The following is an 18,648-nucleotide window of genomic DNA, read 5'->3' on the forward strand; positions in this document are numbered from 1 at the left end:
GCTGCCGCAAGCGGGCCACGATGGCCGGTCGCCCCTGGCCGGGATCGCCTCGACCCCAGCGCCCACCCGCTCCCGTGAGCAGGTGGGCGCAGTCGTTCCGGCTCCCTGTTCCGAACGCCGACGCGCGGACCGCCATGTGATCACGTCTCGCTTAGGAGGCCGGGCGGAGGTCTCAGGCGCCGCGGTGAGGTGCCGATTGATGACGGCTGCAGCCGACCGTGAGGGAGGGTGGAAAATGCACAGGCACCTCATCAAGGCGGGTCTCTTCGTCGGGACCGTCGCCGCCGCTGCCGGAGTTGCCACCCCGGCCATGGCATCGAATGTCAGGCAGCAGGTCTGCGCGTTCAGCGACAACGGCATGCATACCGGGTGTACCGAGTTCATCGTCAGCGATTACGGACGCAAGAGTGGCGGCCTCGACGTGTCGTCCTTCACCAGCATGAGCGCCGGTGGGGACGAGGCATCATGTGTGGCACGGATCGTCGACATCAGGAGAAACAAGATCGTCAAGCGGCTTCCGACCGAGTACAGCGAGTACGCGAACAACTACACCGCTTGGGACAGGTCGGTGGTCCTGAAGAACGGCACGTACAAGGTTCGGGTCGTCTGCCACATCGAGACGTACTACGGCCCTGAGGTCATGGTCATGACCAGCCGGGCGCTCCGGGTCTCCCGCTGATCGGCGAGCCGGGCGAACGGGTCCGGCTCGATAACGTCCCGCGTGTGCCGGGGGTGTCAACGTCTCCAGGGCACGCATGGATCAGGCAATCGTCCACCATGGACGACAAAAGCCCCGTCCTGACGTGAAACGCCTGGTCGGGGCCTTGATCGTTGGTGCGCCGCGTAGGACTTGAACCTACAACCCGCGGATTAAGAGTCCGCTGCTGGTTGTGCCGCCCGGTGCGTTGCTGTGCCATTCTGTGTCGGAACCTGCGGCTTTATGGCAATGCCAGATTGGGTCTGCTGCACCGATAGGTGACATCTGAGATGGCTTGCCTCGACGGCGAGCTGGGAGGATGTTGCTGTGCCCAAGCCCTACCCTCAAGAGTTCCGCGATGATGTCGTGCGGGTTGCTCGTGACCGTGAGCCCGGTGTGTCGGTCGAGCAGATCGCCAAGGACTTCGGGGTCCACCCGATGACGTTGTTCAAGTGGCTGCGCCAGGCCGACACCGACGACGGCGCCCGGCCGGGTGTGACTGGTAGTGAGTCGGATGAGTTGCGGGAACTGCGACGTCGGAACAAGTTGTTGGAGCAGGAGAACGAGGTCCTGCGCCGGGCCGCCGCCTACTTGTCGCAGGCAAACCTGCCGGGAAAGGGCTCTACCCGCTCGTGAGCGAGCTGGCCGCCGACGGGATACCTGTCACGGTCACGTGCCGGGTGTTGAAGATCGCTCGTCAGCCTTACTACCGGTGGCTGGCCCGCCCGGTCACGGCCGCTGAACTGGTTGAGGCCTACCGGGCACACGCTCTGGTCAACGCCCACCGCGACGATCCGGAGTTCGGATACCGGTTCCTGGTCGATGAAGCCCGCGCCGCCGGGCAGCCGGAGGCGGAGCGGACCGCGTGGCGGATCTGCTCCGGCAACGGCTGGTGGAGTGTGTTCGGCAAGAAACGTCGCGGCAAAGGCGGCAAGGTGGGTCCGCCGGTGCACGACGACCTGGTGCGCCGAGACTTCACCGCCGACCGACCGAACCGCCTGTGGCTGGCCGACATCACCGAACACCGCACCGGCGAAGGCAAGCTCTACCTATGCGCGATCAAGGATGTCTGGTCGAACCGGATCGTCGGCTACTCGATCGACTCGCGGATGAAGTCCCGCTTGGCCGTGACCGCGCTGAACAACGCGGCCGACAGACGAGGCGACCTAACCGGATGCATACTCCACACCGACCGCGGATCTCAATTTCGAAGCCGGAAACTCGTCCAGGCTCTCGACCGGCACCGGATGGTCGGATCGATGGGCCGGGTCGGCGCCGCCGGCGACAACGCTGCCATGGAATCGTTCTTCGGCCTGCTACAGAACAACGTCCTGAACCGACGCACCTGGACCACCCGTAACCAGCTCCGGATTGCGATCGTGACCTGGATCGAACGGACCTACCACCGACCCGGCGACAACGATCACTGGACCGGTTGACCCCGGTACAGTTCGAAACCATCATGGCCCCACCGGCCAGTCAGGCCGCGTGACTTGACCTGTCACCTACTGGTGCAGCAGACCCGGGCGACCAAATCCTTACCTGGCACCGCGGCACGGACGCGTTTACCCTGAGTCTGCAAGATCTCGCCGTCTGCAGCCCGGACTGCCGCCTTCACCTCGGACGGCGATTCGCCCTCCACATAATCATAGGTGAGCTTGCCTTTGTCGCGCGCAGGTGTGGCGGCTTTAGCGAACCGCTTGTCGCCGATTGCCGGTAGCAGACCGATGTCGAGTGCCCGTGGCACGTCGGTCTGTACGTAATCAGGCCACTTGGCCGAAGCGTCGGCCGGATCAGCCAAGGCGGGCGATGCTCCGGCCAACACTCCGGTCGCGGCGAGAGTGGCAGCAAATAGCGCTGTCACCGTCCCCCGTGTCGATCTCAAGAATCCTCCCCAGGATTATGGCGGTCCGGCTCACGCCGTAACCACGATCCGGGCCGAGCCGCTCGAAAACGACACGAACCGGATAGGAAATATTCGTTCATGAAAGCAGTTACGCCGAGGGAGATGTAAATCCATCAGGGTCGACAGCGAGCTGGTAGAGAAACTGCGACGTCGACATCGGATAGGTCCGGTGGTATCGCAACGAAGCATCGAGCGCCACCACAGGCCAATGCCATGGATCCCCGTCAGGCGTCTGTGCCCAACATAGGTATCCACCATCGTCGAGCCGACCCCAAAGAATTAGTCCTTGACTCTCCGGATAAACGGTGCCGGAGGGCCCCCTACACACCTTTCGCTCAGCCTTCACCGTCTTGGCAAAGGCAGCAGACTCTTCGAAGAAATCGTGCGCACTCCCGTCTGGGGCCAACATCCGAACAGGCCCAAGCCGGACGGCACCATAAAGCTCCAAGATCTTGCAAAAATCTCCGGGCAAGGCCCGCTGGGCCTTCTTTATGAAGGCTTTGCGGTCGAAATCAGCGAGTGGCTCCACCTCGATGCGCCCGCCAAGGTCCGCGACGGGACGGGCCATTTGACTGAGCACCTCCACAGACAGCCCGTCGAGCCAGTAGGCGGAGTTTGGCGCCGATGTCTCGATCGGGGCACGCTCACCTTCCAAGGCCGTGAAGTGCGGTGGCTGTACTGCCCGTGTCACATAACTCAGCTCACTGATCGCTGCGGGTTCGGATAGCAGTGCGATCAAGAATTCCAATGTCGGCAATGCATGGGTGGGCCAGGTGTCGCGACTCGAGCTGCAGATAACAGTCGGCCACGTGTCGGGGTCGCCCTCGCCGGGCCGCCAGCAAAGGGTGTAGTCAAAGCCGACCGTCGCCCAAGGCACCAGGCCGCCGGGCGCTGGGTAAACGGAAACCGGCATCGGCTGCGTTTCGGCCCAGTCGCGCACTATACGCGCATATCCGGCAAGCTCTTTACGAAAATCCGCGACCTCCGCCGAACCTGCGGGATGCAAGACCTTGAGAAAAGTCTGAAATTCGCCGGGCGGAAATGCCTCCACCAACGCTCGGAAGCTCGCAGGAATTTTCGACCTGACTCCGTTCTCGACATCGCCCCAATCAATCGGACTGACTGCGTATCGCATACCCAGAAGCGCCTGAAGGCGTCGAACGTCGCCTGAATTCATTTCTGTTCTCGATTCTTGCTGTTGTCCCGAGCCGGATTAGCGGTCTTGGCGAAACGCTTGTCGCCGGTTGCCGGCAGCAGGCCAATGTCGAGCGCCCGAGGTACATCAGGCTGCACATAGTCAGGCCGTGTCGCCGAAGCGTCGGCCGGATCCGCCGAGGCGAGCGTGGCACCGGCCACGATCCCGGTCGTGGCGAGAATATGGCAGCAAGGAGCGCTGCCAACGTCTCCCGTGTCGAAATCAAGAAATCCTCCCCAGGATTGTGACGATCTGGCTCGCGCCGGCGAAATCTCGGTCCGAGCCCGTGCTGAGTCGCTCGGAAGCGCGGCGCGAATCAGGACAGAAGTATCAATGAAGGTGACGCAATCTCTCTGGCGTTCCGCGAAGTGCCTATTTACGAAGATGGCTGCGAGCCGTCCCGGGACCTAGCGGGATAGTGCCGGCACGGACGATTTCAGCAGTTCGGTGAAAGCATGATCCTGCTTTCCCGTCAGTCCCGCTTACGCCGAGGGCAACTCGACTCCGTCAGGGTTGATGGCAAGCTCGTAGAGAAACTGCGAGGTTGACATCGGGTAAGTCACGTGGTGCCGCAACGAAGCGTCGAGCGCTACCACCGGCCACTGCCGCGAACGCCCGCCGGGTGTCTGCGCCCAGCAAAGGTAGCCGCCATTGTCGAGCCGGCCCCATAGGATCAGGCCCTGACTCTCCGGATGAACAGTTCCGAGTGGGCCCCTGCCAGCCTTTCGTTCAGCCTTGACCCGCTTTGCCAGGGCAGTAGATTCGGCAAAGAAGTCGTGTTCGCTTCCATCGGGCGCCGACACCCGGGCAGGTCCGATCCGGGCAGCGCCGTAGAGTTCCAGAATCTTGCAGAAGTCATCGGGCAGTGTCCGGCGGACCTTTTCCAGGAAGGCATAGCGGTCGAAGTCCGCGAGCGGCGCAGCCTCGATGTGTCCGCTGAGTTCCGCGACAGGCCGGGCCAGTTGGTGGAGATCCTCCATCAGTAGCCCGTCGAGCCAGTGGGCATAGCCAGGTAACGATGTATCGATCGGCGCCCGCTCGCCATCCAACGCCGTAAAGTGTGGTGGCTGCACGGCCTCTGTCACGTAACTCAGTTCACTGATTGTCGCCGGTTCGGACAGCAGCGCGATCAGGAATTCTTGTGTCGTCATCTCGTAGACGGGCCACGGACCCCGGCCGGCACTGCAGATAACCGTCGGCCATGTGTCCGGCTCACCCTCGCCGGGCCGCCAGCAAAGGGTGTAGTCGAAGCCAACTGTCGCCCACGGCACCAGACCGCGGGCTGCTGGATAGACAGAAATTGGCGCAGGCTGCGCCTGAGCCCAGTCGCGCACTATCTGCGCATATTCCGCGACCTCTGCGCGAAAGTCCGCAACTTTCCTCGAACCCGTCGGGTGCAGGACCTTGAAAAAAGTCTGATACTCGCCAGGCGGAAAGGACTCCGCCAATTCCCGATAGCTTGCGGGAAATTTCGACTGAAGTTCTTCTTCAACGGCGCTCCAGTCAATCGGGCTAGCTGCATACTGCAAACCGAGAAGCTTTTGAAGACGCCGAATGGTTCTTGTATTCATTTTCTGTTCTCAATCCTTGCCGTAATAGCACCACGATTGGCGGCGACGATGATTCGAACATGCGTCGGAACAGGATTGTTCCCCGGATCATTGTTCTTGAACTCCGGCACCACGCGATAGTAGACGTCCTGCCCTTCCTCGACCCATGCCTGCACGACCTTCTCCACGCCGTGCCACATTGCACTGGAATTTACCTTGTTCTGATAGAGCGCGACGATGTTGCGCCCATCCGAGCCGCTACCACCCAGCTCTTTGGCGATGAGATGACCCCGAGCCATTCCCTTGCCTGACTCAAAGCCCTCTGGGGTGAAGGTCGCATCGGTGCCGCCGCCCGGGAGTGCACCGGGATAGCAAGCCTCCGCACCAGATGCGACATCCTCCTCCATATCGAAATAGCGGATCATCTTCGCGCCGTTGTTCAAGCAGCTCCGGCGCTTGTGGTCGTAGTCGGCCTGATTCGGATCGTTGATTCCCGCATGAACCACGAGGCGTGGATTGTTCCAGACCACTCTCCCACCGTCGAGGATGAACTGGATGAGGTGCGTCGGCACGCCCGGGACCGCGTGTGTGGTCGAGCCGGCTCCCGCTGTCATCGAGGGTCCGGCGTCGACGTGGGTCGTGTCCGGGCGATCGACGCGGATGGCGGGTACGCGAGGCTTGACTTGAGTCCCCGGTGCTGGGGGAGCGTCGCGGACGATGAGCGGCGGGATCCACGCCGGTGGAGGTGGCGGCGGGGCGGGGCGGTAGATGCCTGAACCACCGCCAGGGCCCTTGCCCGCCGGGCCCGAAGACGTGCCGGTGCCCCGACCTGGTCCACGTGGCGGCTGGTTGCCGCGGCCGGTGGTTCTACCTGGCCTTACACCGGTGGGTCCACTTGGCTTGGCACGTGTGGGCGGATTCCTGGGTTTTGCACTGGCCTTACCCCTTTTGGCCGCGCCAATGATTTTTTTGACCAGGGCACCAGTTCTTTTCCCGAAGGCGGAACTGGATTCGCCATCTCTCGGGCAATATTCCTTTGCGCCAGCTTTGCACCAATTCTTGCCGTGGCAGAGCTTGTGTCCCGGTTCCCTTTGCCCGAACGGTGTAGCACACATCTGTGAGGGGCCCGCTGGGTCGCCGTCCTCAATGATGATTTCCCAGGCGAACACGGCCGGAGAGAGCACCTGAGAGACCTTGGCGACCCTCCTCGCCCATTTGGGAACGATGGGTGGCGGCGGAGGCGGGGCAGAGACGTATCGAGGAGTTGTCGGCGGGCGGAGTCTTACCCGGTTGTCGCCGGGCAGAACTAGCTGGGTCTTCCGCTTCCGGTGCCGAGGTCGACGAGGTGGCCGGTGGGGTCGGTGTAGGCGACCGGGTTGCCGTTGCCATCGGCGTATCGGTTGGCGTTCCCGTCTGCGCCGGCGTAGCCCGGCGCGGATCGCGCGGGAGCTGTAGCCCTTGTCGGCGATGACGTGATCCGGGCGGGTTCGTGCCCGTCCCGGGCCGCGGCGTTCGACGTTGATCGCGTCCAAGACGTGGGTGAAGCGGGTGCAGTCGTTGACGTTGCCTGCGGTGATCACGAACGCTAACGCTCGTCCGGCGCCGTCGCAGGCGAGGTGAATCTTGGTGGTCAGTCCGCCTCGGGATCGTCCGATGGCGTGATCCGATACGTCCGTTTCCGGTCGCCCCCTTTAGCGGCCCCTGCGGCGTGCTGATGCGCCCGCACGATGGTGGAGTCCACGCTGACCAGCCAGTCGATGTCTCCGGTGGCGTCCGCGTCAGCGTGGACGCCGGCGAGCATCCGGGTGAAGGTGCCGTCCAGCGCCCATCTGCGGAACCGGGTGTAGACCGCCTTCCACGAGCCGTAACGGACTGGCACATCGCGCCATGGCGCACCCGAGCGGATCTTCCACACGATGCCGTTCATGAACCGGCGGTCGTCCTCTCGGGGACGACCGCCGGTCTGTGTCGAGGGTAGGTGTCGTGACAGCGAGTCCCACTCGGCATCGGTCAGTTCGTAGCGGCGGATCACGCGTCAGATCATGTCGGCCATCGATCGTTTGAAGACACTGCCTAGCGGCTAATGGCGATCCGTGCCCCGGCGTGTCGAAAGGTCTAGAGCGCACATGGATCACACAATCGTCCACAAGGGACATGAAAAAGGCTCTGGTCAGGCGTAAAATGCCTGATCAGAGCCTTGATTAACTGTGCGCCGCGTAGGACTTGAACCTACAACCCGCGGATTAAGAGTCCGCTGCTCTGCCAGTTGAGCTAGCGGCGCTCGGTGGCAACGGAGAAACATTAACACGGCCCGCGGCGTCCCTGAAATCGGCCCCACCCGCAAGATCGTCGTGGGCGAGCCTTATCCACAGGGACCCCCTGGAGCCCTTCCGGTAGGGCAGGATGACCCCGCAGAACGTGAGAACGGAACTGAGGATGGTCGGGATGCGGCGCTCGCTGCTGATGGTCGTGTCGTTGCTGGTCACGGCGCCTGTGGCGCTGGCCGGGTGTGGGGATGATGCGGGTCGCGCGGCGGAGGCTTCCGGGGTGGCTTCGGCCGTTCCGTCCGTTTCGCCGAAGGCGGTGCCGGTGGCCGGGACGCCCACCGAAAACGCCTCGCTGCGGCTGACGCCCGCCACCGGCACGAAGGGCTTGCCGGTCAGCACTGAGATCGGGTTCACACTCGCCGGCAGCAAGATCAGCACGGTCGCCCTGAAGGACGACCAGGGCAAGGCCGTCGCGGGCAGGCTGCGCGAGGACGGTTCGGCCTGGGTGCCGGACAAACCCCTCAAGAACCTCCGGGGGTACGTCGCCACGGTCACCGCCATCGACGCCGCCGGCCAGTCGCGCACCGAAACCACCTCCTTCCGTACGGCCGCAGCGGGCGGGCAGGAAACCGGCACCGGGCTGTACCTCTTCGACGACAACACGTACGGGGTGGCGATGCCGGTGGTGGTCGAGTTCAACCCGGGCATCAAGAAGAAGGATCGTGCCGGCGTACAGAAGCGGATGTTTGTGCAGAGTGCCCCGATGCAGCCCGGCGCCTGGTCGTGGACCTCGAGTGGCACCCAGGCCTACTACCGGCCGCCGAAATTCTGGCAGCCCGGAACCCGGCTGACCGTGCGCATCGCGGTCGGCGGGCTGCCGACCGGCGGCGGCCGGCACGGTGACCAGGACCGGTCCGCCTCGGTGGAGATCGGCCGCAGCCTGGTCATGCAGGTGGACAACAAGACCAAGCAGATGACGGTGGTGCGAGACGGCAAGACCGTGAAAACGCTGCCGGTCAGCCTGGGTCGCAAGAAGTACCCGTCCTCCAGCGGCACCATGGTCGTCATGGAGAAGAAACGCAGCACCGTCTTCGACACCCGCGACGAGTTCCCGGCCGGCGAGGGCTACCGGGTCGACATCGAGTACGCCCAACGCCTGACCTGGTCCGGCCAGTACATCCACTCGGCACCCTGGTCCGCCGGCGACCAGGGCCGGCGCAACGTGTCGCACGGCTGCGTGAACGTTTCGCAAGCAAACGCGAAATGGCTGTTCGACCGTACGCTCATCGGCGATCCGATCACCATCCGCGGCACGCAGGACAAGCTCTCCTACGGCAACGGCTGGACGCCATGGGACGTGAGCTGGGCCGAGTTCGTCAAGGGCAGCGCCCTCCCCGTCCCCACAGAGCTGGCACAGGCCACCCAAGACTGACCCGTGCGGAGGGTCCGCAGGGCTGTCCGGCTCGCCTGCATTGAGGCCAGCAGCCTCGCCGGTTACCGGGATGGGCAACACGGGGTCGTGCCCGGGTGGGCTCGACACCGAGGTGGGCGCCCTCCTCTACGCCACCCCTACCGCGGGTCCGCGGCCTCGCCTGAGGTCCGCGGCCTCGTTGGGCTGAGCGCCGCGGCTTTGCCTGGCTGAGGTCCGCAGCGGCCCAAGCGCTGCGGCCTTGCCTGGCTGAGGTCCGCAGCGGTCCTGGAGGGCGTGGTTCGCAGGGCGTCGCCCGGGCGGGAATTGGGTGGATTCGTCTGGGCTGGTGGACCTAGTGCAGGTATAGCGGCACGATTGCGGGAGGAGTCCCGGGGAACACATCACCGATGACGGTCGCCGGGGCGACGATGCGGTGAGGGGATCATGAGACTTCGCGGAGGGCGCAGGAGCGGGGAGCTCAACGGCAGCGGGCAGGGCGGTGTAAGGCCCACAACGAGCCGGTGGCTGGCCGGCTGTGTTGTCGCGTTAGTGCTGGTCAGTGCCGGTTGCAGCGGCGACGACAAGACTCCGGGCGGCAGGGACGGGTCCGGGGCGCCGCAGGCCGACAAGAGCACCGTGGCGGTCACTGCACCTGCCGCCGAGGCTACGGATGTCGCCGCCAGCACCGACGTCACGTACACCTCGGAGGACCCGGCGAACACTTCCGTCGAGCTCAAGGCCGCGGACGGTGAAGCCGTGCAGGGCACCATCGACAAGGACGTCAAGGTATTCCGGCCGTTGCAGGCGCTGACCTGGGGCATGAAGTACACCGTCACGGTCACCGGCACCGCCTCAGGTGACAAGAGCGGCACAGCGACCAGTTCCTTCACTGTGATGAAGAAGCCGGCAAAGCAGGTCCGGGTGATGAGCTTCCTCGGCGACGACCAAACCGTCGGGGTCGGCATGCCGCTGATCGTCAGATTCGGCCGGGACATCCCAGAGGACTACCGCGCGGACGTGGAGCGCCGGATGACCGTCACCGCGACCCCGGCGCAGGAGGGAACCTGGCACTGGACCAGCCCCACCGAGGTGCACTACCGGCCCAAAGAGTTCTGGGAGCCCCGCACGGAAATCTCCTATCGGGTTCCGCTCGCCGGCGTGCCCCTGGACGACGGCTGGTACGGCCGCTCCGACCTGACCGTCAACGTCACAATCGGCCGGTCTTTCGTCATGACCGTGGACAACAAGACCAAGCAGATGACCGTCAAGCAGGACGGCGAAGTGGTCAAGACCATCCCCGTCAGCCTGGGCCAGAAGAAGTACCCCTCATCGAGCGGCACGATGGTGGTCATCGAGAAGAAGCGCAAGACCGTCTTCGACACCCTGGACGAATTCCCCGAGGGCGAGGGCTACCGGGTGAACATCGACTACGCCCAGCGGCTCACCTGGAGCGGCCAGTTCATCCACGCCGCACCCTGGTCAGACGGCGAGCAGGGCCGCAGGAACGTCTCCCACGGCTGCGTCAACGTCTCCATGGCGATGGGCAAATGGCTCTTCGAGCAAACCCTGATGGGCGACCCCATCACGGTGAGCGGCACCGAGGACAAGCTCGACAACGGCAACGGCTGGACCGACTGGAACATGAGCTGGGACGACTACCGCAAAGGCAGCGCCCTGAGCTAACGGTCGAGCATCCCAGCCTTGACGTCACTGACCAGCGCGGCCCACTCACTCGGGCCGAAGACCAGCACCGGCCCGGCCGGGTTCTTCGAGTCCCGGACCGCGACGACGCCCGACAGGTTGCGGGCCACCTCAACACAGTCGCCAGAGCCACCGCCCGAGCTGCGTGTGCTCTTGAGCCACCTGGCTTCACTAAGGTCCAGCTCGAGCACCTCCTCCGCTTACAACTTGTCACGCACCGATGCGATTAACTCCATCGAGTGTACTGGCGACTCGGCGATCGCCCGGAGGTGGTCGAAGGTGCGGGTGTGCCTCTTCACGTCGGCGGCCTGTTCGATGGACATATCTCCCGCGGCGCTCTCACTCCACGCGAACGGTGGGTGACTGACCTCGGGGAAGAGCATGATCGTGAAGGCACCGTTGAGCCCGGGATGCCATGTCACGGTCGAACGCATCACCTGAAGAGTCACCCGGTTGCCGGAGTTGAGCAATCGGGACAGTTGTCCTCGCATAACCTCCGTGCCGCCGATGGCCCGATGGAGCAGGGATTCGTCGAGGATGGCCCACAGGTTTACTTCGCCGTCGCGGAGCCGTTCTTGGCGAGCGACACGCGCTTCGACCAGACGGTCCGTGGACTCCTCGGTTCGTGGTTCCAGATCAGAGCTGAAGAGGGCACGCGCATACTCCGGTGTCTGCAACAGTCCGGGAACGATCGCCCATGACCACTGGAGCAGTTCCGCTGCATCCGCTTCGAGGGCCATGTAGGACGGCAGCATGTTGGTAATGGTGTCTCGGTAGTCGACCCACCAGCCTCGTTCGCGCGCCGCCCTGCCGAGCCGGGTGAACTGTGTGCGGCTCGCCTCCTCGGTCACCCCATACAGGTCGAGGAGGCGTAGCAGATCCGGGCGGGTCACCGGCGAGACGCCGTTCTCGATTCGCGTCACCTTGGATTGCGACCAGCCAAGACGGGTCGCCACTTCGTCCGCCGACAACTTAAGTGTGTTGCGGAGACGGCGTAATTCCAGCCCGAGTTGACGTCCGCGCATGGTTACGGGTTGCTTCGCCATGGCGTCATTCTCCGGCCTACGGCTCGATCGGGCAACGTGCGGTCTGGCACTTGAGTCGATCTCGTGCATGATGCACGATCGAAGCTCAACCATGCGACGTTGGTGAAAGGTGGCACGATGCTGGCCTCCGTTGTTGCTGCGTTAGTGATCGGCTTTCTGGCCGGGTTGTGGTCGTTCAAGATCAGAACCCGCTGGTGTCCCCGATGTGGCGCCACCACGGCACCGCATCCGCCAGCGCTCGGCGGAGGTGGACGTCATGCCTGACGGGCGTCCGGCATTGCCGCAGCGGGTTGCCGGGACCAACCTGCCGCCAGCTGCTTACCGGGCGGTCGGCACAGCGAAGGTGCCGAACCTGCCGGACGCCCGCTGGGAGCTGGACGAGCGGACACTGATGGTCCTGCTCAACGCGCTTCGGCGCTGGCAAGTGATCGAACGCCGGTGAGGCCCGAGATCGGCAGGATCTACCAGGTGGCCGATCGGGACTACAAGTTTGGTTCGGGTCCACTCCTGGTCCGCGTCAGCCAGATCATCAGCGAGTGCGACTTCGGCACCGGCGACGTGGTCGAGATCTGGTGGGACGTGGAGGCGACGGTCAAAGTGCCGAACCGGGCGGGCGTGGCATATCCGCGGCGACTCTATCTGCGCGACGTCGCTGTCCGGCAATGACTCAGCCGGCGATCTCCAGCCCGGAGTCGGAGCAGACGGAGACGAGTTCGGCCGCGGCGGCGCTGACCGCGGCGATCAGGTCCGGTTCGTCGTCGCTGCCCTGTGCCTTGACGGCCAGCTCGTAGGCCTGCTGCAGGCGGGTGGCCGCGTCCGCGACCGGGGCGTCAGCTGTAGTGGTGGCCGCGCTGACGCCGGTGACCACGCCGGGCTGCATGAGGTTTCCTTCCCGGACGGCCACGGCGATCTTTCCGCAGGCCAGCGACCCCGGCGGCTCATCCGCCACGGGCGGGGAACTGGGTGGCACACCGGTGGCGGCGGAGGGCGCCGGAGTCGGGGCAGCGGTCGGCGAGGTGCAGCCGGCCAGCAGCGCCAGCAGGGCGCACATCAGTGCTGATCGCGACACATCTCTGACGGTAGGCGCTGGCCGGGCCGCCCGGCCGAAAACGGTCAGACCACCGTCGCGTGGGCCAGCCGGGATCCGGCTAGACCACGCTTGCGTGGGCGGCGAGGATTCGCCAGCCGTGCTCGTCGTCGCGAATCCAGGTGCGGGTGTAGCGCATCCGAGCCGTGAAGGGCACGCCGTTGATGCTGCCGCTCAGGCTGCCCAGAAACCAGGTCACCCCGGTATCGCCCGCTACGACGAGATCCAGTTCGTCCTCGTGCAGCGAGTTGATGACCTGGGTGCCGGTGCGATGGACACGCAGGTCGTCGTCCTTGCGGTAGGTCTTGCCGTCCGGCCCGGTGAAGATCAGCCGGTCGTCGAGCAACCGGTCCAGCGCCGCTACGTCGGAGGAAAGCTGAGCGGCTTGGAGCTGCCGCTCGGCCGCGCGCAGCTCCTCACGAGCGTCGCGAGGAGCGGTGCCCGGCGGGGCGGTGCCCGGCGGGGCAGTGCCTGTAGGGGCGGTGCCCGGCGGGGCAGTGCCTGTAGGGGCGGTGCCCCGCGGAGCGGTGTCCTGCGGGGCGGTGTCTGTAGGTGCGGTGCCCGTAGGGACGGTGCCCAGCGGGGCAGTGCCTGTAGGGGCGGTGTCCTGCGGGGCGGTGTGCGGCTGGGCGGGATCAGGGATGGCGGGCATGGGTCGAGGCTATTTGGGCTGGATGAGCCAATGCCAGGCTCGGCGCAACCCGTCGGCCACGGAGCTGTCGTCCGACGAAGCGTCCTCGCTCGGTTCGGGCAGCTGAGCGGCGGGCACCGCGACGATCACGCCGTGCTCGAAGATGCCGTCGACCTGGGCGGCTGCGGCGAAGCGGTGCCCGGCTGTCGTCTCCAGGACGAGGCCTTGGAAGATTTCGTCCTTGTCGTCGGCGAGGACGTGCGCGACCTTGCCCGCCGGGTCACCCGCGCGGTCGTAGGCCGGGGTGCCGTCGGTGAGGACGAGAAAGGACTGCGGGGCGCCGAGGTCTTCGGGCGCGGTGTCGGTGTCCGGCATGGCACCGGACGTACCCCGGGGGGCGTCCGAGTAATCAGTCTGCCGGGGGGAGGACAGCGACCTCGCGGTAGAACCGGTCGATCGTGCGTACGGTCGATTCGAAGTCTTCGAGGTCGAACGGCTTGGTCACGTACGCGTTGGCGCGGTGTTGGTAGCTGGCCTGGATGTCGCCGTCGGCGCCAGAGGTGGTCAGGATGACCACCGGGATGGCTTTGAGGCGGTCGTCGGTCTTGATGGCGGCGAGGGTCTCGCGGCCGTCCATGCGGGGCATGTTGAGGTCGAGCAGGATCAGGTCGGGCCGGTGGGCGTCCGCGTACGGCTCGACGCGCCGCAGGTAGTCGAGGGCTTCGCGGCCGTCGGCGACCCGGTTGACCGTGGTGTGGGTGTCCGAGCCTTCCAGGGCTTCCGAAATCATGAAGGCGTCGGCGTCGTCGTCGTCCACGACGAGGATCTCGAGACTGCGCACCGTGCCCCCTTGTTTGCGGTGCGGCAAGCATAGGGGTCGGCCGGACCGGAATACCACCTGGCCTCGGTATGAATTACGGGTGTCGGGTCAGGCCGCGTCGGGGAACCAGCCGCGGACCGTCGTGGGGGTGACGTCTCGGCCGGTTGCTCGGGCGCCGGCCCAGTTCACTCCGACGAGCAGGCCGTCGCGGTCCAGGCCGGGCAGCCAGCTGTGCAGCCAGTCAGCCAGGTCGATCTCCACGACTTCGAAGCCTTGGTATGCCGCGACGCCGGCGGCGATCCGGTCGGCGCGGGAGCGTTTGGACCAGAACGGCATGGCGCCGTGCGGGGCGGGGAAGCCGCCGGCGTCGCGGACCGACCAGATGCGCCCTTCGGTGGGCACCTCCCGGCGGAACGCCGCCGCGTGCGCTGCGCTGAGCGACATTGCCGTCGCCTTTCCGTGAATGACATTGCTGTCTCCATGGTGGCCCGTGGGTGCGTTCGGGGTCTTTTGAACGGCCGAAACAGTCGTAGGGTCGCCACCATGGAGATCAGAGATGCGACCGATGCGGATTGGCCGGCGATCTACCCGTTCTTCTCGGCGATTGTCGAGGCGGGGGAGACGTACGCCTTTCCGCTCGGCCTGACGAGTGACGAGGCAAAAGGGTGGTGGATGGAATCCGCCCCGGGGCGCACCGTGGTCGCGGTGGCGGATGGTGTGGTGTGGGGTTCCGCAAAGATGGGGCCGAATCGGCCGGGCCGGGGTGCGCATATCGGCACCGGCAGTTTCATGGTCGATCCCGCAGCTCAGGGGCGGGGCGTCGGCCGGGCGCTGGCGGGTGAGGTCATCGAGTGGTCCCGGGCGGCGGGCTTCGCCGGTATTCAGTTCAATGCGGTTGTCGAGACGAATCGTGGCGCCGTACACCTGTGGAGGTCTTTGGGGTTCGAGGTCTTGGCGACGGTGCCGGAAGCGTTTGACTCGGCCGCGCATGGCCGGGTCGGGCTACACGTTATGTACAAAAAACTGTAAAGACGTCACGTGCGTCCGTTTTCAGCCCTAACGTCGGGCTCAAGCGGTCGGATGCTCATTCGGTCGCACAGCCAGAAGGAGAACGGCATGAGCAAGATGCGGCGCGTAGCGACGATGGTGGCGGCGGCAGCGGTGGCCGCGGGCCTGGGCACGGTGGCGACGGGTGCGCCCGCCGCGGCGTCCAGCGGTCCGCGCCCGGTGGCCAAGTGGCTCAGCGCCGTCGAGGCGGGCGAGCCGACCTGGGTGAACATCCACTGGACGACCGACACGAAGATCTGCGACGCGCAGGTGTGGGTCAAGGGCAACAACACGGTCGACATCGAGTACCCGAGCACGACGATGAAGTACACGTCGTTCTCCCGCGACGACATGCTGAAGCCGTGGGAGAAGGACCGGACCGCGTTCGAGGTGACCGCGAACCAGACGAAGGCCGGCACCCGGCAGCTCGAGGCGACCCTGATCTACACGAACTGCAAGAGCGACAAGGCCAAGGTCAAGAGCTTCAAGCTGTACCTGCCGGTCCTCGTGGACGACGACTACCAGTACTGACGCAGGATTACGCGCGGCCGGCGGGGGCGGCCGGCCGCGCGTAGGTCTTCCTGCCTACCGGGCGGCCATGATCAGCGCGGCCGGATCGGTGCACACCATCCGCAGGGCCTGAGCCACCACGGTCGGGTCGTACGTCGAGGCGTGGAACGTGGCTTCGAGGTGCAGCACACCGCCCATCTCCGAGGTGGTCAGCGTGATTCCCTCGGGGCCGTTCAGGGTCGGCACGCTCTGGTTCACCCGCCCGGCGGCGTCGGCCGCCCAGGGCAGGTCGCCCAGCACGTCGTGCCGGCCCTGGTTGCTGAAGGTCAGCCGCGGCTGCGGGGCCGCCGGCGCCTCGCTCGGGTACGGGTCCGGCATGCCCGGCGCCCCGGTCAGCAGGATCTTGCCCTCGCGCAGCAGCATCATCGTCAGGATCCGGCCGGTCGCCAGCTCCGCCTTCAGCGTCGTGTGGATCGCCTGCGGGTCGGTCAGGCTGGCCGGCGCCAGGTACGGCCCCATGCAGAAGTTGCTGTCGATGCTGACGCCCTTGTCGACGTAGCGCCGCGCGTCCGCCAGGAACGTGCCGCCGCGCATGTCCGGGTTCAGGCCCAGGTCCTGCAACGCCGCGGTGAACGCCGCGAAGGTGATCGCCGAGGTGGTGACGCCGGGGGCGTGCTCGTCGCGCCACACCCGCATCTTGCCCAGCACGTCGGCCGAGCGGGCCGTCTCGACGGTCAGGCTCGCGGTCCACGGCTGCATGGCGCTCTGCTCCGGGTGCGGCGGCTTGGCGAAGCTCAGGCCTTCCTTCCACCGACCCGGCTTGGTGCCGAACTGCTTCCACCAGGCCTTCGGCAGCGCCGAGCGGTGGCGCACCGAGGGCGCGATCTCCGCGGCGCGCTGCTCGCCGGCCGCGCGGATCAGCTCGCGCAGCAGGGTGTTCACCGGGCCGGCGTCGCCGTAGGCGTGCGACACCTTCATCGCCACGTACCCGCCGCCGGCCAGGATCCGCACCGGGTGGTGGGCGCGCTGCTCGGACTGCAGCTCCCGGGTCATCGCGTCGAAGTCCACCGGTCCGGCGCCGAGGTCGGTCACCGCGTCCTGCACGTACGCGGCGAAGGCGCTCGCGTCCATGTGCAGCCAGCGGGAGCCGCTGCGGTCGAGGCGGGACACCGCCCGGTGCGTCGGGTCGGCGGCGTGCAGGCCGACCAGCGCGGCGCGCAGGCGCTCGGCGGTCACCCCGGTCAGCGGCCCGACCGTGCGGATGTACTCCAGCGGCAGCCAGGCACGCTCGTGCAGGGTCAGGGTGGTGCTCGACATGATGTTTTCTCCTTCGGGGACTGCCTTGGCGAAGACGACGCGCAGCACGGTCGGGGCGACCAGGACGGTCTCCACCGCCATCACCACGGCCACCCAGGTGACCAGCTCGGTGAGGCTGCCGCGGGTGCCGCCGTACCAGGCGGCGGCGATCTCGGCGACCCCGGCGAACACGGCGAAGATGCCCGCGCCGCGGACCGTGCCCTGCACCCGGGAGATCGCCAGGAAGAAGTGGTGGAAGACGAACGGGACGTAGGTCAGCGCCAGGATCGCCAGCGCTGTACCGGCGGTCTCCGCGTAGCTCTCGCCGAACACCGACATGATCGGCTTGGCGGCGAACACGACCACCAGGGAGACGGGCAGGCCGCCGCCGAGGCAGATCAGCAGGCCCATCCGGACCTTGGCGCGCAGGGCGGCCTTGTCACCGCTGGCCACCGCGAACAACGTCAGGGCGACGTTGCCCGGCACCATCGCGAGGAACGACAGCACCATGAACGCGGTGTAGAAAGCGGCGTTGTCCTTGGCTGACAGGACGGCGGTGACGACCAGCGGCAGCGCCGCCCGGGGCAGGTACGTGGCCAGGTTCAGCAGGTTGTGGTCGAACGTCGACCGGCCCCGGCCGCGCAGCAGCGAGGCGCGCGGGCGTACGGAATCGATCATGCCCTTCTTGTGCAGTGCCCGGCCCAGGATCGCGACCGACAGCACCGCGCCGGCGACCCAGGTCAGCAGCAGCTCGCTGCCAGTCAGGGTGATCGGCAGCAGGGCGACCGCACCGAGCAGCACCAGCTTGATGATCGAGAACCAGGCATTGCGCATGAGCTGCATCGGCCCCTGCAGCAGGCCGACCAGGGCCTCGTCCAGGACCAGCGTCATCGCGTTGAGCGCGATGCCGAAGACCAGCAGCACCGTGGCGGGCGTGTTGCCCAGCGCGTCCCGCAGGCCCGGCAGCGCCAGGTGGGCGAGCGCGACGTAGACCAGACCGCCCACCGTCGCGGCGCTGCCGGCGACCAGCAGGCAGGTGGAGATCAGCTCCCACTTGCGGCCTTTCAGGCCGGGCAGGTCCGAGATCAGCATGGTGCCCATGCCGAACATCCCGATCGTGCCGATCAGGGTCATCGCGGACACCGCCGCGGACGCCTGGCCCACCGCGTCCTGCGGCGCGGTCCGGGCGGCAAGCCACCAGTACGCGAAGCCGAACAGCGAGGTGAGCGCGGTCGTCGCCATCAACGACCCGGCGTTCACGAACAGGTCGAGGTGCCCGCGCAGCATGGTCACGAGCCCGCTGCGGCCCGGCCCCTCGGAAGAAGGATCAAGGCTCTCCGGTACGGCCTCGGTTACCGTGCTCTGCACTGCTACCGCCCCCAGTCGCAGTTTGATTGATCAAGCCGCAACGGTAGTTACTAACCGTGTTCGTCGACCACGGCGAAGTGGGGCAAATGCGAGCTGCCGTCCGGAGTGGAGAGGGG

21 protein-coding genes, 1 tRNA gene and 2 pseudogenes are annotated in these 18,648 nt (G+C 66.1%); 8 read left to right on the forward strand and 16 right to left on the reverse strand.

Translation table 11 applies throughout. The annotated features are described in order from the left end of the window. Positions 1 to 235 precede the first annotated feature (235 nt). Positions 236 to 679 (forward strand): hypothetical protein, encoded by a 444-nt coding sequence (locus ACIA1L_RS10565; protein ID WP_396072380.1) that lies wholly within the window; start codon positions 236 to 238, stop codon positions 677 to 679. A 345-nt stretch (positions 680 to 1,024) separates the two neighbouring features. Further along, positions 1,025 to 2,189: pseudogene (locus ACIA1L_RS10570) on the forward strand (IS3 family transposase). A gap of 9 nt (positions 2,190 to 2,198) precedes the next feature. Here ACIA1L_RS10570 and ACIA1L_RS10575 read toward each other — a convergent pair. From ACIA1L_RS10575 to ACIA1L_RS10610, 8 genes and pseudogenes are all read right to left on the reverse strand, one after another. After that, the gene (locus ACIA1L_RS10575) at positions 2,199 to 2,498 is read right to left on the reverse strand and encodes a hypothetical protein (RefSeq protein WP_396072381.1); all 300 of its coding nucleotides are present in this window, start codon (positions 2,496 to 2,498) and stop codon (positions 2,199 to 2,201) included. A 193-nt stretch (positions 2,499 to 2,691) separates the two neighbouring features. Further along, a complete protein-coding gene (locus ACIA1L_RS10580; protein ID WP_396072382.1) occupies positions 2,692 to 3,657 on the reverse strand; it encodes a hypothetical protein in 966 nt (321 codons plus the stop codon). A gap of 119 nt (positions 3,658 to 3,776) precedes the next feature. After that, positions 3,777 to 3,959, reverse strand: coding sequence for a hypothetical protein (locus tag ACIA1L_RS10585; RefSeq protein ID WP_396072383.1), 183 nt, complete (start codon positions 3,957 to 3,959; stop codon positions 3,777 to 3,779). A gap of 321 nt (positions 3,960 to 4,280) precedes the next feature. After that, a complete protein-coding gene (locus ACIA1L_RS10590; RefSeq protein WP_396072384.1) occupies positions 4,281 to 5,369 on the reverse strand; it encodes an SMI1/KNR4 family protein in 1,089 nt (362 codons plus the stop codon). Continuing rightward, positions 5,366 to 5,920, reverse strand: a complete 555-nt coding sequence (locus ACIA1L_RS10595; RefSeq protein ID WP_396072385.1) for a DNA/RNA non-specific endonuclease — start codon at positions 5,918 to 5,920, stop codon at positions 5,366 to 5,368. Before ACIA1L_RS10595 ends, ACIA1L_RS10590 begins: the two co-directional genes overlap by 4 nt. Positions 5,921 to 6,775: 855 nt before the next feature. Beyond that, positions 6,776 to 7,003, reverse strand: a pseudogene (locus ACIA1L_RS10600) (transposase); the annotation flags it as partial. After that, positions 6,979 to 7,380, reverse strand: a complete 402-nt coding sequence (locus ACIA1L_RS10605) for an IS5 family transposase (RefSeq protein WP_396072386.1) — start codon at positions 7,378 to 7,380, stop codon at positions 6,979 to 6,981. The pseudogene ACIA1L_RS10600 and the gene ACIA1L_RS10605, both read right to left, overlap by 25 nt. Before the next feature lie 176 nt (positions 7,381 to 7,556). Continuing rightward, positions 7,557 to 7,629 (reverse strand) — tRNA-Lys (locus ACIA1L_RS10610). A gap of 155 nt (positions 7,630 to 7,784) precedes the next feature. Between ACIA1L_RS10610 and ACIA1L_RS10615 the strand changes: the two genes are divergently transcribed. After that, positions 7,785 to 9,047, forward strand: coding sequence for an Ig-like domain-containing protein (locus tag ACIA1L_RS10615; RefSeq protein ID WP_396072387.1), 1,263 nt, complete (start codon positions 7,785 to 7,787; stop codon positions 9,045 to 9,047). Positions 9,048 to 9,551: 504 nt separating this feature from the next. Then, entirely contained in the window at positions 9,552 to 10,709 is a 1,158-nt protein-coding gene (locus ACIA1L_RS10620; protein ID WP_396072470.1) for an Ig-like domain-containing protein, read from the forward strand. Here ACIA1L_RS10620 and ACIA1L_RS10625 read toward each other — a convergent pair. Continuing rightward, positions 10,706 to 10,909, reverse strand: coding sequence for a DUF397 domain-containing protein (locus ACIA1L_RS10625; protein WP_396072471.1), 204 nt, complete (start codon positions 10,907 to 10,909; stop codon positions 10,706 to 10,708). The two genes, ACIA1L_RS10620 and ACIA1L_RS10625, sit on opposite strands and share 4 nt — an antisense overlap. An 18-nt stretch (positions 10,910 to 10,927) precedes the next feature. Continuing rightward, on the reverse strand, positions 10,928 to 11,773 hold the full coding sequence (locus ACIA1L_RS10630; protein WP_396072388.1) for a helix-turn-helix domain-containing protein: 846 nt from the start codon (positions 11,771 to 11,773) through the stop codon (positions 10,928 to 10,930). 256 nt (positions 11,774 to 12,029) lie between these two features. Between ACIA1L_RS10630 and ACIA1L_RS10635 the strand changes: the two genes are divergently transcribed. Together ACIA1L_RS10635 and ACIA1L_RS10640 are read left to right on the forward strand one after the other, a co-directional pair. Next, positions 12,030 to 12,215, forward strand: a complete 186-nt coding sequence (locus ACIA1L_RS10635; protein WP_396072389.1) for a hypothetical protein — start codon at positions 12,030 to 12,032, stop codon at positions 12,213 to 12,215. Next, the gene (locus ACIA1L_RS10640; RefSeq protein ID WP_396072390.1) at positions 12,212 to 12,439 is read left to right on the forward strand and encodes a hypothetical protein; all 228 of its coding nucleotides are present in this window, start codon (positions 12,212 to 12,214) and stop codon (positions 12,437 to 12,439) included. The genes ACIA1L_RS10635 and ACIA1L_RS10640 overlap by 4 nt, the downstream gene beginning before the upstream one ends. Before the next feature lies 1 nt (position 12,440). On the opposite strand, the gene ACIA1L_RS10645 is transcribed toward ACIA1L_RS10640, so the two are convergent. From ACIA1L_RS10645 to ACIA1L_RS10665, 5 genes are all read right to left on the reverse strand, one after another. After that, positions 12,441 to 12,842 carry a hypothetical protein gene (locus tag ACIA1L_RS10645; protein ID WP_396072391.1) on the reverse strand — a complete coding sequence of 134 codons (402 nt, stop codon included), beginning with the start codon at positions 12,840 to 12,842 and terminating at the stop codon, positions 12,441 to 12,443. 79 nt (positions 12,843 to 12,921) lie between these two features. Then, positions 12,922 to 13,512, reverse strand: a complete 591-nt coding sequence (locus ACIA1L_RS10650; RefSeq protein ID WP_396072392.1) for a DUF4440 domain-containing protein — start codon at positions 13,510 to 13,512, stop codon at positions 12,922 to 12,924. A 9-nt stretch (positions 13,513 to 13,521) separates the two neighbouring features. Further along, positions 13,522 to 13,866 carry a hypothetical protein gene (locus ACIA1L_RS10655; RefSeq protein WP_396072393.1) on the reverse strand — a complete coding sequence of 115 codons (345 nt, stop codon included), beginning with the start codon at positions 13,864 to 13,866 and terminating at the stop codon, positions 13,522 to 13,524. A gap of 34 nt (positions 13,867 to 13,900) precedes the next feature. Further along, positions 13,901 to 14,332: a response regulator gene (locus ACIA1L_RS10660; RefSeq protein ID WP_396072394.1), complete on the reverse strand. Its 432-nt coding sequence runs from the start codon at positions 14,330 to 14,332 to the stop codon at positions 13,901 to 13,903. A gap of 87 nt (positions 14,333 to 14,419) precedes the next feature. Beyond that, positions 14,420 to 14,755: a DUF2750 domain-containing protein gene (locus tag ACIA1L_RS10665; protein WP_396072395.1), complete on the reverse strand. Its 336-nt coding sequence runs from the start codon at positions 14,753 to 14,755 to the stop codon at positions 14,420 to 14,422. Between the two features lie 99 nt (positions 14,756 to 14,854). Between ACIA1L_RS10665 and ACIA1L_RS10670 the strand changes: the two genes are divergently transcribed. Next, the gene (locus tag ACIA1L_RS10670) at positions 14,855 to 15,340 is read left to right on the forward strand and encodes a GNAT family N-acetyltransferase (RefSeq protein WP_396072396.1); all 486 of its coding nucleotides are present in this window, start codon (positions 14,855 to 14,857) and stop codon (positions 15,338 to 15,340) included. 87 nt (positions 15,341 to 15,427) lie between these two features. Beyond that, positions 15,428 to 15,889 (forward strand): hypothetical protein, encoded by a 462-nt coding sequence (locus ACIA1L_RS10675; RefSeq protein ID WP_396072397.1) that lies wholly within the window; start codon positions 15,428 to 15,430, stop codon positions 15,887 to 15,889. A 54-nt stretch (positions 15,890 to 15,943) separates the two neighbouring features. Here ACIA1L_RS10675 and ACIA1L_RS10680 read toward each other — a convergent pair whose 3' ends face one another. Further along, positions 15,944 to 18,532 (reverse strand): lipopolysaccharide biosynthesis protein, encoded by a 2,589-nt coding sequence (locus tag ACIA1L_RS10680; protein WP_396072398.1) that lies wholly within the window; start codon positions 18,530 to 18,532, stop codon positions 15,944 to 15,946. Positions 18,533 to 18,648 lie beyond the last annotated feature (116 nt).

The sequence above is a fragment of the Actinoplanes sp. NPDC051859 genome, assembly GCF_044452725.1.
GTDB lineage: Bacteria > Actinomycetota > Actinomycetes > Mycobacteriales > Micromonosporaceae > Actinoplanes.